Source organism: Legionella steelei (genome assembly GCF_001468005.1).
GTDB lineage: Bacteria > Pseudomonadota > Gammaproteobacteria > Legionellales > Legionellaceae > Legionella > Legionella steelei.
The window spans coordinates 998,640-1,013,129 of record NZ_LNYY01000019.1 but is presented as its reverse complement, the minus strand read 5'-3'; the positions used below and the strand labels follow the sequence as shown (position 1 = coordinate 1,013,129).

The following is a 14,490-nucleotide window of genomic DNA, read 5'->3' as shown; positions in this document are numbered from 1 at the left end:
TTTTACTTGTGGGTATAATTATGCAGGATATCATCACCATACAAGAGCAAGCTTCTGAAGCAATTAAGAACGCGCAAGATGTATCTGGATTAGAATCAATTCGTGTTGATTTTTTAGGTAAAAAAGGGAAGTTAACCGAAATTTTAAAAAGTCTTGCTCATCTATCTGCCGAAGAAAAACCTAAAGTAGGCCAATTAGTGAATCTGGCAAAACGTGAAATCAGCGAATTGATTGAAACGAAAATGCTTGAACTCAAAGAAAAACAATTATTAGAAAAACTCTCAGCGGAGCGTATCGATGTCACTCTTCCAGGACGTAAAAAGGAGAGTGGTTCATTGCATCCAGTAACGCAAGTGAAGCACAGGATTAACGAGTTTTTTAGCCGTATGGGCTTTGACATTATTGATGGTCCTGAAATAGAAACAGAATTTTATAATTTCGAAGCGTTAAATATTCCCGGGCATCACCCCGCACGTGCAATGCATGATACATTTTATTTTGGTGATGGCCGCTTACTGAGGACGCACACGTCACCAGTACAAATCCGCTCAATGGAGCAACGCAAACCTCCATTTCGTTTAATTGCCCCAGGACGAGTTTATCGTTGTGATTCAGATTTGACACACACACCCATGTTCCATCAAGTGGAAGGATTATTGATTGATAAACAAGCTACTTTAGCTGGTTTAAAAGGATTGCTCGAAGATCTTTTTGCGGATTTCTTTGGTCGTAAATTAGCATTACGGTTTAGGCCCTCTTATTTTCCTTTTACTGAACCCTCTGCAGAAGTTGATATTGAATGTACGCAATGCAGTGGTAAAGGCTGTCGTTCTTGTAAATTTACTGGATGGCTCGAGGTTTTAGGTTGCGGAATGGTGCATCCTAACGTGCTAAAAGCAGTGAATATCTCTCCGGATGAGTATCAGGGATGGGCATTTGGCATGGGTATGGATAGACTGGCGATGCTGTATTATGGAATCGATGACTTACGTATGATGTTTGAAAATGATCTTACCTTTTTAAGTCAATTTTAAGAACGCGCACAATTGAAGCCCAATAAAGAGACAGTAATCAATATGCCTATTGGGTACTACAAAGTTTAATCAGGTGGTAAGGACTATAAATGAAATTAAGTAAATTATGGTTACGTGAATGGGTGAATTTCTCATTAACTGAACAAGAATTAGCACATCAACTGACTATGGCGGGTCTAGAAGTGGATGCAGTGAGTCCCGTAGCAGGAGAGTTTACCCAGGTGATTGTAGCCGAAGTTCTTAGTACCAAGCCTCATCCTAATGCGGATAAGTTGACTGTGTGTGAAGTGAATGCAAATACAGACAAACCTTTACAAATCGTTTGTGGTGCTTCTAACGTTAGAGCAGGATTAAAAGTGGCATTAGCTATGGTTGGAGCGCGTTTGCCAGGTGGTTTTAATATTAAAGAATCTAAACTACGGGGTGAGCTGTCACAAGGAATGCTTTGTTCGGTGAGTGAACTGGGCATGGCAGAGCAATCTGAAGGGATTATGGAATTAGAAAGTGATGCCCCAGTAGGGATGAGTTTACGTGAATATCTAATGCTTGATGATCATGTCTTCGATATTGATTTAACACCTAATCGTGCCGATTGTTTTAGTGTGTTAGGGATTGCTCGCGAAGTCGCAGTGTTGAACAAATTACCTTTATTGACACGACCTATTCCTGAGATAACCCCCAGTATTGATGATGTATTGTCAATACAACTACAGGATCCTGAGGCCTGCTCGCGTTATTGTGGGCGAGTGATTCGTAATATCAATCCTAAAGCAACAACTCCTTTATGGATGAGCGAACGCTTACGTCGTGGTGGTATTCGTTCTTTGCATCCTATTGTAGATATCATGAATTACGTGATGCTCGAACTGGGTCAACCCATGCATGCTTTTGACTTAGAAACAGTCAAAGGCGAAATTAACGTACGATTTAGCAGAGCAGATGAACAATTAGAATTGCTTGATGGGCAAAAATTAACCCTCAATGAAAAAGTATTGGTTATTGCTGACGAAGAAACACCTTTGGCAATGGCCGGCATTATGGGGGGAGAGGCAAGTGCCGTACAAGCACATACACAAAATGTATTTTTGGAAAGCGCCTACTTTAATCCTATCGTTATCGCGGGCGTTGCAAGAAAGTTCGGTTTATTCAGTGATTCGTCACAACGTTTTGAGCGTGGAGTCGATCCTGGGTTGCAGATGAAAGCGCTTGAGCGAGCTACTGCATTAATCTTAGAAATAGCAGGTGGCGAAGTTGGACCGGTTATTGAAGCGCATGATAAAAAATATTTACCCGAAATAAGAAGCTTTGCTTTTGATACCGATAAGGTTAAAAAATTAACTGGGCTAAGTATTTCACAAAACAAAATGAAAAGTTTATTAGAAGGCCTGGGCATTACAGTTGCAAAAGAACGGGCTAATTTTTTTGATGTGACTATTCCTTCGCATCGTTTTGATATTCAACAGGATGTAGATTTAGTTGAAGAAATCATTCGCCTGTATGGCTATGATAATTTGCATGCGCAACCTGCCTATACATTTGTGCAAGCAGGGAAAACGTGCGGGAATGAAGAAATAGCGACCAAGCTTGCACGATGGTTTAGCGGTAGAGGGTATCACGAGACGATTAGCTATAGCTTTGTTGACCCTGAGCTTCAGCATGAACTTTATCCACATAAAGAATTTATGCAGTTACTGAATCCCATTTCTTCTGAATTATCGCAAATGCGTGCAGGAATGTGGCCAGGCTTAATTGCATCAATGATTTATAATGTACATCGTCAACAAAATGCGGTTAAATTTTTTGAAATTGGTGTAGTCTTTGATGTGAATAAAGAGCAACTCATTGAGCGACCTTGTGTTGCAGGCTTGTTGATGGGCGAACATGGCGGAGTTAATTGGAGTGAGTCTACGCGTTGTTTTGACTTCTTTGATCTGAAAGGCGATCTGCAATCTTTGTTCGCCACACTCAAATTAAAGCAGGTCGAATTTATTGCAGCCACACATGATGCATTACATCCTGGCCAATCAGCCCAGATAAATATTAATGGAGCTCCTGCAGGATGGATAGGTATGTTACATCCACGTTTAGCGGATGCCTTGGATTTACAACATGATGTCTTGCTTTTTGAAATCAATTTAGCGGCATTAATAGGGCATGAGGCCCCACGCTACAAAACAATTTCCAAATATCCACAAATTCGCCGAGATTTGTCATTTTTGGTTGATACCGATATTAGTGTCATGCAGATTGAATCAGTTGTCCGTAGAACGATTAATGAAAATTGGCTAAAATCCTTTGATATATTTGATGTCTATACTGGTGAAGGTGTGCCTAAGGGAAAGAAAAGTCTCGCGGTTGCTATGACCTTACAGGACGAAAGTCGGACTTTGGTTGATGCCGAGATTAATTCTTTAATTAGTGCTATAATCAATACGTTAGAAAATGAATTTTCAATCATATTGAGGGAATAATCGTGAATGCACTAAGCAAAGCAATAATGGCAGAAACCTTGAGTGATGAATTAAAACTGTCCAAACCCGCATCAAAAGAAATGGTCGAGAATTTTTTTGAAGAATTGCGGCATGCACTTGAACATGGTCATCATGTAAAATTATCTGGTTTTGGTAATTTCACCTTAAGAGATAAGCCGCAACGACCAGGAAGAAATCCTAAAACAGGAGAAGAAATTCCTGTAGTAGCTAGAAGAGTGGTAACCTTTAAACCAGGTTTAAAGTTAAAAACAAAAATTGAGTCTATAGGAAAGTAAGTCATTGATGTATTACAACAAACATGTTCTTTTATGCACCAACCAAAAGGCTGCAGGCAAGCAATGCTGCGCCAATACTGGTGGTGAAGCTTTTTTTGATTATATGAAGACACGGCTTCTGGAATTAGAGATGCATGGTCCAGGTAAAGTGCGCGTCAGTAAATCAGGCTGTCTTGGACGTTGTAGTTCAGGTCCTTGTATTGTGATTTATCCTGAAGGGGTATGGTACTCTTATTCCTCTTTTTCTGATATTGACGAAATTATAGAAAAACATTTAATTGCTGGTGGTGTTGTTGACCAGTTATTAATTGATCAAGAATGAGTGTAGGTTGGACCTAGGCCCCACCTGTATCAAATTGAGCAAAGCATATCAATGAGGGAAAACGTCTAATACGGATGAGTTTAGATTATTTTCTAGACATGCTGATACAACGTAGTATCCCTCGTACGATTACCCAGGCTACAATTAGAACAAAAATCATTATGATTCTTGTATGAAATTTGTTATATTTACACGGATTTAATTAATTGCTTATAAATTTTTATCCTTTTTTACTTGTAGGATGTTTCTGTTTTGGTTAAAATCGCCCGTCCATGATAGAAGATTACCAATTTAGGCGGTTCGGAGTTCATTTAATGAAGACATTTAGTGCCAAAAGCCATGAAGTCAAACGTGACTGGTTAGTGGTTGATGCCAGCGATAAAGTTTTGGGTCGCTTAGCAACTGAGATTGCCCGTCGTTTACGTGGCAAACATAAAGCTGAGTATACCCCCCATGTTGATACAGGCGATTACATCGTTGTTACAAATGCGGAAAAGGTTATTGTGACCGGCCGTAAGTTTACTAATAAGATGTACTATCGTCACACTGGATATCCAGGTGGAATAAAATCAGATAGTTTTGAAAAATTACAGGCTAGAAATCCTGTTAGAATTATCGAACTTGCTGTTAAAGGCATGTTACCTAAAAATCCTTTAGGTAGAGAGATGTATCGTAAGCTAAAAGTATATGTTGGTAGCGAGCATCCACATACTGCACAGCAACCCAAGCAACTTGATATTGAGGAATAAGTATTATGGCTGAAATGAAGCAATACTACGGTACCGGCCGTAGAAAAAGTTCAACAGCTCGTGTGTTTTTGCGTCCAGGCAAAGGCGACATCAAAGTAAACGGTCGTACTTTACAAGAATATTTCTGTCGTGAAACCTCTTGCATGGTTGTTATGCAGCCATTAGAAACAGTTGACCTTGTTAATAAGTTTGATATTTACATCACAGTAGCTGGTGGTGGAATTTCTGGTCAAGCAGGTGCTGTACGCTTAGGTATCGCAAGAGCCTTAGTTGCTTATGATGAAAAAGGATTAGCAGAAGATGCTGAGCCAAATCCAAATTCTGTTCGCAGAAAGCTTCGTGCACGTGGTTTGTTAACTCGTGATTCACGTCGTGTTGAAAGAAAGAAAGTGGGTTTGCACAAAGCACGTCGTGCAACTCAATACTCAAAACGTTAATCGTTTTTTGGTTCAAAGGCCCCGCATTTGCGGGGTTTTTTGTTTACGTAGCCTGGATGCAGCGAAGCGGGATCCAGCAGGCTTTATAAATCGTAATCCCCGGGTTCTGCTTCGCTGCCCCCAGGCTACTACATACAAACAAATGCTATGGTGAATAAAATTGCTGATCCTGAGCAGGAGAAAAACGATCTTGTAGATGAAGATCGTCGCCGATTTTTGTTAACTACAGGCTGTGTGCTCGGAGGTATAGGGGCTTTATGTGCTTTAACACCCTTTGTTGCTTCTTGGTTACCAAGTGCCAAAGCGCAAGCAGAAGGTGCTCCAGTGCAGGTGGATTTAAGTAAACTGGAACCAGGCGAGCAGGCCGTTGTTGAATGGCGTGGTAGGCCCGTATGGATAATCAGACGAACTCAAGAAATGCTGCAACGGTTATCCACATATTCTTCAAAATTACGTGACCCCCATTCTTTAACCCAACAGCAACCCTCCTATGCAAAAAATGAACATCGATCCATTAACCCAGAATATTTAGTACTTATAGGAATTTGTACGCATCTAGGTTGCTCTCCTAAATACAAACCTAATCTTGGTGATTTAGGCCCCGAGTGGCCAGGTGGTTTTTTCTGTCCCTGTCATGGTTCCACTTTTGATCTTTCTGGCAGAGTTTTTAAAGATGTTCCTGCGCCAATTAATCTAGAGGTTCCTCCCTATTATTTTATTGATAAGCATACTCTTGTTATTGGCGAGGATAAGGCATAAATTTTATGCCTATATAATTAGTAGCTTGGGTGCAGCGAAGCAAAACCCGGGAAAACTATGTTTACAGTCCCGGGTTCTCCTTCGCTGCACCTAGGCTACAACAAATACAATGAGTAATAAAACAAGGCTAGATTAAATGAATAGATTCCTTAATTGGATCGATGAGCGTTTTCCGCTGATGAGCACGTGGAAAAATTATTTTAGTGCTTATTATCTTCCTAAAAATTTAAATTTTTTTTACTTTTTTGGTTCTTTAGCACTTGTGGTTTTGGCCAACCAATTTATTACTGGTTTGTGGCTTACCATGTTTTATACTCCAAGTGCGGAACAGGCCTTTTCTTCTGTAGAATATATAATGCGCGATGTTAATTTTGGTTGGTTATTGCGTTACATGCATTCTACTGGCGCCTCAGCATTTTTTATTGTTATCTATTTACATATGTTTCGTGGTTTATTGTATGGCTCGTACCAAAGACCAAGGGAGTTGGTTTGGCTCTTAGGGATGTTTTTATATCTCTTGCTTTTAGCCGGTGCCTTTTTTGGTTATTTATTGCCTTGGGGGCAAATGTCCTATTGGGGGGCTGAGGTAATCACTTCCTTGTTAAGTGCAATACCTTATATCGGTAAAAGCCTCGTGGTGTGGTTAAGAGGTGATTACACGGTTGGTAACGCGACATTACAACGTTTTTTTGCTTTACATGTTATCGCTATTCCTCTGCTACTCTTTATGCTGGTGTTCTTGCATGTTGTTGCATTACATAAGGTAGGTTCTAATAATCCAGATGGGATCGACATCAAAAAACAGCGGGATGCACAAGGTGAGCCTTTAGATAAAATCCCTTTTCATCCTTATTACGTGATTAAAGATTTAGTGATGACACTTGCTTTTCTCATTCTGTTTTTTGCGGTAGTGTTTTTCACTCCCGAAATGGGCGGCTATTTTTTAGAGCATAATAATTTTACCCCGGCTAATCCTTTAGTTACGCCAGATCACATTGCACCAATGTGGTATATGTCACCATTTTATGCCATGCTACGGGCTATCCCAGATAAGTTATTGGGTGTAATGTGTATGGGATTCGCTTTATTATTTCTTTTTTTGTTACCCTGGCTTGATCGCAGCTCAGTACGTTCAATGCGTTATAAAGGAAACTACTCACGAATTATGTTGTTTCTTGGTGTCATTGCTTTTGTGTTATTGGGTTATTTAGGAACAACCTCAGTCACACCGGTGCGCTTATTTTTGGCTCGTGTCAGTACTGGATTATACTTCGCTTATTTTTTATTAATGCCTTTTTATACTCGTTTAGAAGCAACGCGTCCATTGCCTGCTCGCATAGGAGGGCGATAATGCATAAGACAGCAGGCGTTTTTTACTTGTTGGCATGTTCAGGTTTATTTGTGAATCCAGTTGTATACGCAGATCCAGTTGAGTTTAATGTACAAGACAAGGCAAGTTTGCAAAGAGGTGCTCGGCTATTTATGAATTATTGTTCTGGCTGTCACTCTTTGAAGTATTTACGTTATAATCATATGGCCAAAGGATTGGGCTTAACTCGGTTTGATGGCCAAATAAATGAAGATTTATTAAAGAATAATCTAATTTTTACTCAAGCAACAATTAATGATCCTATTCGTATTGCTTTGCCTCCAGAGGATGCAAAACAATGGTTTGGAGTTGTACCTCCGGATTTATCTTTAGTTGCTCGAGAAAAAGGTACGCGATGGCTCTATAGCTATCTCAATGGTTTTTATAAGGATGAAGCACGACCTTTTGGAACCAATAACCGACTTGTTCCTGACGTTGCTATGCCAAATATTCTAGACACATTAAATCATGAATTGCCTTCTGGGCAATTTAATATGAATTTACAAGATTTGGTTACTTTTCTTGCATATGTGGGGGAGCCAATACAACCGCTGCGTTATCGCATGGGATTCTTTGTTGTTGGCTTTTTATTTGTTTTATTCCTTGTTGTAGTGGGTTTAAAAACAGTTTATTGGCGAAAAATCGGCATAAAGTAACCCAAAAAGGCAAAAATGTGGTAAAGTGCGGGTTTTGTGTGTGAACTTTACCTTTATATAGGTTTAATGAATTAAATAGGAGTTGCTCATGGCAATTGTTGCGAAGCGCACTATAATGTCTTTATTTTCCGATACAGATGATGTTTACAGTCATCAGGTGCGGATTGTGTTGGCTGAAAAAGGGGTGAATGTAGAAATTCTTGTTGCGAGACAGTCGGATCCCAGCGCTGATCTTTTATCAGTTAATCCATATGGAACTGTTCCTACTTTAATTGATAGAGAACTTGTACTTTATGAGCCACGTATTATTATGGAATATTTAGATGAGCGTTTTCCTCATCCACCTTTATTACCAGTATACCCAGTTGCTCGTGCTGAAACTCGAAAAATGATGCACAGAATAGAACATGATTGGTATTATTTAATGAATCGTATTTTAAGGGATGATAATGTGGAGCAGGCTAGGGCAAACTTATTTGAAAGTTTAACTGCTCTTGATCCTGTATTTGCAGATAAGCCCTATTTTTTAAGTGATGAATTTTCCCTGTTGGATTGTGCATTAGCACCTTTATTGTGGCGTTTGCCTCGATTGGGGATAGAGATTACACCGGAGTTTAAAGGAATAATTGCTTACATGCAGCGCTTGTTCAAACGGGAATCGTTTCAAGCAAGCTTGACTGATGCTGAGCGGCAACTAAGAGCGGCATAAATCTATGACAATGACATCAAATAAACCTTATTTAATTCGTGCTGCCTACGATTGGATCGTGGATAACGAGTTAACACCTTATATCATGGTTAATGCTGCATATACAGGGGTGCAAGTGCCTAAAGAGCATGTGAACAATGATCGTATTGTGTTAAATATTTCTCCTGCAGCAACTCGTGGTCTTTTATTAGAAAACGATCGAATTATTTTTACTGCACGATTTTCAGGAAAGACAGAACAAATTTTTGTTCCGCCTGCAGCTGTGTTGGAAATTTACGCTAAGGAAAATGGCAGAGGCATCGCTTTTGCCATAGAAGATGAAGAAGAACCGCCACCAGCATCTTCTGGAACCTCTGGTGCAGAATCTGAGGGCGCATCAGCTTCTAAAAGTAAGCCTTCATTAAAATTAGTCAAGTAAAAGGAAGTAGCCTGGGTGAAGGCGAACCCAAAACCTGGACGTTCTGAAGTCAGGGTTTTGATTCATTGCATCCTAGACTACATAAGAAACGTGTTCGAACTAAGGCCTGAAAACAGGCCTTAATAGATTTGGAGCACAAGGTGAGCATCCCAGCAAACTCCCTTTATCGTTGTGAACAAATTAGGGCTTGTGAACAACAAGCAATATCTTTGTATCAATTAGACGAAAATGAATTAATGTCACGAGCAGGAAGCGAAGCATTTTTTCTTATAACAAAACTATACCCACAGGTTCGGCATCTTGCAGTATATTGTGGTGCAGGAAATAATGCCGGCGATGGGTATGTTGTTGCACGTTTAGCACATGAACACGGATTATTCGTCACGATTTACCAGTGCAAGGCTGTAGCCGATCTTCCTTTTGCAGCACAGCATGCAGCGTTAACGGCGATAAATGCTGGGGTTGACTGCCAAGCAGCGGATGAGCCTATAGATAGTGACGCTGAGTTAATTATTGATGCGCTTTTAGGGATTGGCTTGAAAGGGCCTGTGCATGGAGTTATTGCTTCGGCAATTCATCAGATCAATGCCAGCGGTCTGCCGGTTGTGGCTTTAGATATTCCCTCTGGCCTTAATACAGATACAGGAAAGGTTGAAAATTTTTGTGTCAAAGCCAATACGACGCTAACGTTCATAGCGCCGAAAGCGGGTATGTATACAGCAGATGGTCCCGATTATTGTGGGGCGATTCATTGCTGTTCGTTACAGCTTGATGCATGTGTTTCAAAACTAGCCCCTGCTGCACATCTTTTAAATTCAGCGACTTTACCGTTGCCGCTTGCTGAGCGTAAAAAAAATTCGCATAAGGGAAGTTATGGTCATGTGTTAATAATTGGCGGTGGGCCAGGCATGCCGGGAGCTATTAGCTTGGCTGCGAAAGCTGCAATGCGCACGGGCGCAGGTGCTGTAACTGTTGCAACTTGGCCTGAACATGCAAAGAGTGCGTTACCATTAATTCCAGAGGCTATGATAAGCGCAGTAAAAACAGCTAACGATTTAATGCCACTCTTAGCTCGCGCTACAGTCTGTGTGATTGGTCCCGGCTTAGGGGAAAGTGAATGGGCGCTTAACCTCTTTTTGACTGCTATTACGTCACAATTACCTATGGTGATTGATGCATCTGCATTAAGATTGTTATCCGAGTATGCTCAACTGGATGATAATTGGATTTTGACCCCACATCCTGGTGAGGCGGCCTGTCTGTTATCCTCTTCTACCGATTTGATTCAGAAAGATAGGTACCAAGCCGCGGCAAACATTCAACAGCAATATGGTGGGGTGGTGGTGTTGAAAGGTGCTGGTACTGTGATTCAAACTGCAGAAAAAGATACTTTTGTTTGTCCTCGGGGTAATCCTGCTATGGCAAGTGCTGGCATGGGTGATGTATTAAGCGGTATTATTGCCGGCCTCTGTGCGCAAGGGTTTTCTTTAGCTGATGCAGCACAATGCGGTGTTTGGGCGCATGCGGTTGCTGGAGACCAGGTAGCCAAAAAACTGGGGGGAACTGGCTTATTAGCCAGTGATTTATTTGATGTTTTACCTCATATATTGAATTACACTGAATGATGATAAACAGTGAATCGGATACAGTAAGCATATTAGATTTGCCTGATGAAACGGCAAGTGAGCGTTTCGCCGCTCAATTGGCAGCTTGTCTTTGTCCCTCGCTAATTATGACCTTTAGTGGGGAGTTGGGGGCAGGTAAAACCACCATTATTCGTGCCATGTTGCGACATCTGGGAGTCGAATCGGCGATTAAAAGCCCTACTTTTTCACTAGTAGAAAGCTATACATGCAAGCATTTAACTGTTCATCATTTTGATCTTTATCGAATACATCATGAAGACGAGCTGGAATATTTGGGATTCAGAGATTATTTTACGCCAGAGAGTATATGTTGTATTGAATGGGCTGAAAATGCCGGAAAAACATTGCCTAATGTAGATATTCGTTTTAAGTTAAGTATTAAAGGGGCTGGACGTGAAATGCAAATAATGGCATTGAGCACAGTGGGTAAAAGAATTTTGGCTCGCCTGGTAGGTGAAAGATGATATTTCGCTCATGGTGTTTTATTGTAATGTGTCTTTGCTCCATTGCAACATTTAGTGCGCAACTTAAATCTGTGGCACTAAAACAACAAGGGAATCAAACCTCTCTTTTTCTAACAATCAATGGGCCGTTCACCCATAAAGTGTTTTTTTTAAGTAATCCTGAGCGTGTTGTAGTGGATTTAAAGGAAACGCAATTGGCTGTGAATTTAAACCAGCTGGGTCTAATCAATGGGTTGGTAAGACAAGTTCGTAGTGGACATTCTGATCCACGAACCTTAAGATTAGTGTTCGACCTCAATCAAAAAGTACAGCTCAGATCGTCTCCTTGGAAACCTAATGGCGCTTTTGGGGGCGTGCGGGTTGATTTAGTACATAGTGGTCGTCCTGTGAGTCCAATTGTGGCACATATTCCCTCAAAAATTGCTCCTGCAGTGCCTCAAAAATTCCCTATCAAGATAAAGACGGCACAACAGACAAAATTGCCTGCGCCAATTGAGCCGAAACAGCCAGCTCATCCGATTTTAGCCAATCAACAGCCGATTAAGGTAAGTGGTAGGCCTTCTAATTTGCGTGATGTGATTGTTGTTTTAGATGCAGGTCATGGAGGCAAAGATCCTGGCGCTCGCGGCCCTCATCACAGCCGGGAAAAAGACGTTGTATTGGCGATTACATTAAAGTTAAAACAATTAATTGATAAGCAACCAGGAATGCGTGCAGTATTAACGCGTTCTGGAGATTATTATGTCGGTTTGCGACAACGCTTGGATATTGCCAGAAAATATAATGGTGATATTTTTGTAGCCATTCATGCGGATGCATTTAATAACCCTCATTCAAATGGGGCCTCTGTATTTGCTTTATCACAACGAGGTGCAACGAGTGAAGCGGCTCGCTGGCTTGCAGAAAAAGAAAACTATTCTGAATTGGGTGGTGTGAATTTAGGTGATTTAGACGACCAGAATGGTGTAGTACGTTCGGTTCTTATTGATTTATCACAAACTGCTACGATTAACTCTGGGTTGCAAATGGGGGGACGGGTTTTAAATCAACTGGGCAACTTTACTAATTTACATAATAATAAAGTGGAACAAGCCGGATTTATGGTGTTGAAGTCTGCTGACATCCCTTCAATTTTGGTGGAAACAGGATTTATTTCAAATCCCGTAGAAGAACGTAATTTAACAAACCCTCGTTATCAAGCACGTTTGAGTCAGGCAATTTTTCAAGGTATTAAAGGTTATTTCTGGGAAAATCCTCCGCATGGATCGCGCCTTGAAGCCATGACAACGAACAATGTGCATTTAGTACGTGCAGGCGAAACTTTACCTGCTATCGCTGCTCGTTATCGTGTCTCGGTTGCTGCCCTCCAATCCACAAATCATTTACGTGGTATTACTCGACTTAAGCCAGGGCAGAAATTGGTGATTCCTCCAGCATGGGCATAAGAATTCAGCAATTACCGCCACTTATAGCAAATCAAATTGCTGCGGGTGAAGTAATAGAGCGACCGGCATCAGTAGTAAAAGAATTATTGGAAAATTCTTTGGATGCAGGGGCTGATGCGATTAGCATTGAAATAGGTTACGGTGGTCTGAATCAAATCAAAATCAGTGATAATGGCATAGGAATCGTTGCTGAGGATTTACCTTTAGCTATTGCTGCACATGCGACCAGTAAAATCAACTCACTCGATGACTTATATGCGATTGATAGCATGGGCTTTCGCGGTGAGGCCTTGGCCAGCATTGCCTCGGTTGCAAAAGTTACAATTAGTTCTAAACCGGAATATCAAGAAACGGCGGCAATGTTACGCGTACAGGGCACAGAACGCTCTTTTTCTCCTTGTGCTCGTGGTGTAGGAACTACAGTCGATGTGGTTGATTTATTTTTTAATGCACCGGTTCGAAAACGATTTTTAAAAAGTGAAAAACTGGAGTTTTTAGCAATAGAAACTGTAGTGAAGCGTTTTGCTTTAAGTGCGCCGGGAATTGCGCTCACATTAAAACATAATGGAAAACAGATTTTATCTTTGCCTGCCGCCACCAATGAACGAACTCGCCTAACACGTATAACTCGTATTTTAGGAGGTCCTTTTGTTAAAGAAGCAATTTATCTTGATGTAGAACATGGGGCAATGAAACTTTGTGGCTGGATAAGCGGCCCTAATTTTCAGCGTAGCCAGAATGATCGTTTGTGGGTTTACATTAATCAGCGCATGGTAAAAGACAAGTTGATTAATCAAGCGCTAAAGCAAGCTTATGATGGTTTGTTACATCCTGGACGGTTTCCTGCATGTGTGCTGTACTTTACAATGAACCACGCAGAGGTAGATGTGAATGTGCATCCTACCAAGCATGAGGTACGCTTTCAGCAACCGCGCTTGGTATTTGATTTTTTTACCTCACAACTGCTTGCAGCATTGATGTCACAAAATGCACCTCAAGAAGAAGTATCATATGCGTTATACACACAGCCGAGTCAGGAGCAAAGGCCAGAGATTTATGAACCCTATCCCAAATTGACGGGTTTAAGCAGAAGTATTTATCATTCGAAAACTGAATTATCTTGGGTTGTTTTAAATAGTAGATATATTTTAACAGTAATACAGCAGCAACCGTATGTTGTTGATGTCGTGGCGTTACATCAATATAGGTTGCAACAGCAAATTTCCCAGTTGAATTTTCCTTTAGCAAGCAGGCCTTTGTTGGTGCCGATTCGTTATGTCTTACCAGCAAAACTTCAGAGCAGCGCGGTGGAGTGGGAACTGTGTCTCAAACAGTTAGGCATGAGTCTTGAGTGGGCGGGAGAACATGAGGTGTTTATCCGTAGTATTCCTCTTTGTATGCCTTATTTGGATTTGCGTTTGTTTTTAGATTCTATTGTTGAATGCGATGTCATGCATCAAAGTACATTGTTGGAATTAATGAATCGCACACAAGAATTTGATCCCAGACTTTTAAGTTTCGAGGAAAAAATGGAATTAAATGAGTTGCTGTTGGCTATTTATAAAGAGGGAAATCAGCAGCCAGGATTATTTAAAGAATTAACACATGAAGATTGTAGAAAATTAGTAGATGTTTGAAGGGATTTTTTCTTAACTTAAGTTAAAATCCCTTTTCCTTGCAAGGGAGGTGCCCGTAGGGCGGATGAGGGTGTGATT

15 protein-coding genes are annotated in these 14,490 nt (G+C 40.8%); all 15 read left to right on the top strand.

Going from position 1 to position 14,490, the window contains the following annotated elements:
- The first annotated feature begins 20 nt into the window (after positions 1 to 20).
- The 15 genes from pheS to mutL all read left to right on the top strand — a co-directional run bounded on the left by pheS (position 21) and on the right by mutL (position 14,412).
- Entirely contained in the window at positions 21 to 1,034 is a 1,014-nt protein-coding gene (gene pheS, locus Lste_RS08565; RefSeq protein WP_058510615.1) for a phenylalanine--tRNA ligase subunit alpha, read from the top strand.
- An 89-nt stretch (positions 1,035 to 1,123) separates the two neighbouring features.
- The gene (pheT, locus tag Lste_RS08560; RefSeq protein WP_058510614.1) at positions 1,124 to 3,505 is read left to right on the top strand and encodes a phenylalanine--tRNA ligase subunit beta; all 2,382 of its coding nucleotides are present in this window, start codon (positions 1,124 to 1,126) and stop codon (positions 3,503 to 3,505) included.
- A 2-nt stretch (positions 3,506 to 3,507) separates the two neighbouring features.
- Positions 3,508 to 3,801 (top strand): integration host factor subunit alpha, encoded by a 294-nt coding sequence (locus Lste_RS08555; protein ID WP_028380711.1) that lies wholly within the window; start codon positions 3,508 to 3,510, stop codon positions 3,799 to 3,801.
- A gap of 7 nt (positions 3,802 to 3,808) precedes the next feature.
- On the top strand, positions 3,809 to 4,123 hold the full coding sequence (locus Lste_RS08550; protein WP_193393394.1) for a (2Fe-2S) ferredoxin domain-containing protein: 315 nt from the start codon (positions 3,809 to 3,811) through the stop codon (positions 4,121 to 4,123).
- Positions 4,124 to 4,437: 314 nt separating this feature from the next.
- Positions 4,438 to 4,872, top strand: coding sequence for a 50S ribosomal protein L13 (rplM, locus tag Lste_RS08545; RefSeq protein WP_058510612.1), 435 nt, complete (start codon positions 4,438 to 4,440; stop codon positions 4,870 to 4,872).
- Between the two features lie 5 nt (positions 4,873 to 4,877).
- Positions 4,878 to 5,309 (top strand): 30S ribosomal protein S9, encoded by a 432-nt coding sequence (gene rpsI, locus Lste_RS08540; RefSeq protein WP_058510611.1) that lies wholly within the window; start codon positions 4,878 to 4,880, stop codon positions 5,307 to 5,309.
- A 147-nt stretch (positions 5,310 to 5,456) separates the two neighbouring features.
- On the top strand, positions 5,457 to 6,068 hold the full coding sequence (gene petA, locus Lste_RS08535; RefSeq protein ID WP_058510610.1) for a ubiquinol-cytochrome c reductase iron-sulfur subunit: 612 nt from the start codon (positions 5,457 to 5,459) through the stop codon (positions 6,066 to 6,068).
- 136 nt (positions 6,069 to 6,204) lie between these two features.
- A complete protein-coding gene (locus tag Lste_RS08530; RefSeq protein ID WP_058510609.1) occupies positions 6,205 to 7,419 on the top strand; it encodes a cytochrome b in 1,215 nt (404 codons plus the stop codon).
- Positions 7,416 to 8,093, top strand: coding sequence for a cytochrome c1 (locus tag Lste_RS08525; RefSeq protein WP_420324189.1), 678 nt, complete (start codon positions 7,416 to 7,418; stop codon positions 8,091 to 8,093). Before Lste_RS08530 ends, Lste_RS08525 begins: the two co-directional genes overlap by 4 nt.
- 88 nt (positions 8,094 to 8,181) lie before the next feature.
- Positions 8,182 to 8,802 carry a stringent starvation protein SspA gene (sspA, locus tag Lste_RS08520; RefSeq protein ID WP_058510607.1) on the top strand — a complete coding sequence of 207 codons (621 nt, stop codon included), beginning with the start codon at positions 8,182 to 8,184 and terminating at the stop codon, positions 8,800 to 8,802.
- 4 nt (positions 8,803 to 8,806) lie between these two features.
- A complete protein-coding gene (locus tag Lste_RS08515; RefSeq protein WP_058510606.1) occupies positions 8,807 to 9,220 on the top strand; it encodes a ClpXP protease specificity-enhancing factor in 414 nt (137 codons plus the stop codon).
- Between the two features lie 146 nt (positions 9,221 to 9,366).
- Positions 9,367 to 10,845 carry a bifunctional ADP-dependent NAD(P)H-hydrate dehydratase/NAD(P)H-hydrate epimerase gene (locus Lste_RS08510; RefSeq protein ID WP_058511695.1) on the top strand — a complete coding sequence of 493 codons (1,479 nt, stop codon included), beginning with the start codon at positions 9,367 to 9,369 and terminating at the stop codon, positions 10,843 to 10,845.
- On the top strand, positions 10,842 to 11,330 hold the full coding sequence (gene tsaE / locus Lste_RS08505; protein ID WP_416338563.1) for a tRNA (adenosine(37)-N6)-threonylcarbamoyltransferase complex ATPase subunit type 1 TsaE: 489 nt from the start codon (positions 10,842 to 10,844) through the stop codon (positions 11,328 to 11,330). The genes Lste_RS08510 and tsaE overlap by 4 nt, the downstream gene beginning before the upstream one ends.
- Complete coding sequence (locus tag Lste_RS08500) at positions 11,327 to 12,775, top strand: N-acetylmuramoyl-L-alanine amidase (protein WP_058510605.1); 1,449 nt, start codon at positions 11,327 to 11,329, stop codon at positions 12,773 to 12,775. Before tsaE ends, Lste_RS08500 begins: the two co-directional genes overlap by 4 nt.
- Positions 12,766 to 14,412, top strand: a complete 1,647-nt coding sequence (mutL, locus tag Lste_RS08495) for a DNA mismatch repair endonuclease MutL (RefSeq protein ID WP_058510604.1) — start codon at positions 12,766 to 12,768, stop codon at positions 14,410 to 14,412. The genes Lste_RS08500 and mutL overlap by 10 nt, the downstream gene beginning before the upstream one ends.
- Positions 14,413 to 14,490 lie beyond the last annotated feature (78 nt).

Coding starts and splice junctions, on each gene's coding strand:
- tsaE (WP_416338563.1), top strand. CDS start 10,842: ATGATGATAAACAGTGAATCGGATACAGTAAGCATATTAGATTTGCCT.
- petA (WP_058510610.1), top strand. CDS start 5,457: ATGGTGAATAAAATTGCTGATCCTGAGCAGGAGAAAAACGATCTTGTA.
- rplM (WP_058510612.1), top strand. CDS start 4,438: ATGAAGACATTTAGTGCCAAAAGCCATGAAGTCAAACGTGACTGGTTA.
- sspA (WP_058510607.1), top strand. CDS start 8,182: ATGGCAATTGTTGCGAAGCGCACTATAATGTCTTTATTTTCCGATACA.
- pheS (WP_058510615.1), top strand. CDS start 21: ATGCAGGATATCATCACCATACAAGAGCAAGCTTCTGAAGCAATTAAG.
- rpsI (WP_058510611.1), top strand. CDS start 4,878: ATGGCTGAAATGAAGCAATACTACGGTACCGGCCGTAGAAAAAGTTCA.
- Lste_RS08530 (WP_058510609.1), top strand. CDS start 6,205: ATGAATAGATTCCTTAATTGGATCGATGAGCGTTTTCCGCTGATGAGC.
- Lste_RS08515 (WP_058510606.1), top strand. CDS start 8,807: ATGACAATGACATCAAATAAACCTTATTTAATTCGTGCTGCCTACGAT.
- mutL (WP_058510604.1), top strand. CDS start 12,766: ATGGGCATAAGAATTCAGCAATTACCGCCACTTATAGCAAATCAAATT.
- pheT (WP_058510614.1), top strand. CDS start 1,124: ATGAAATTAAGTAAATTATGGTTACGTGAATGGGTGAATTTCTCATTA.
- Lste_RS08550 (WP_193393394.1), top strand. CDS start 3,809: ATGTATTACAACAAACATGTTCTTTTATGCACCAACCAAAAGGCTGCA.
- Lste_RS08500 (WP_058510605.1), top strand. CDS start 11,327: ATGATATTTCGCTCATGGTGTTTTATTGTAATGTGTCTTTGCTCCATT.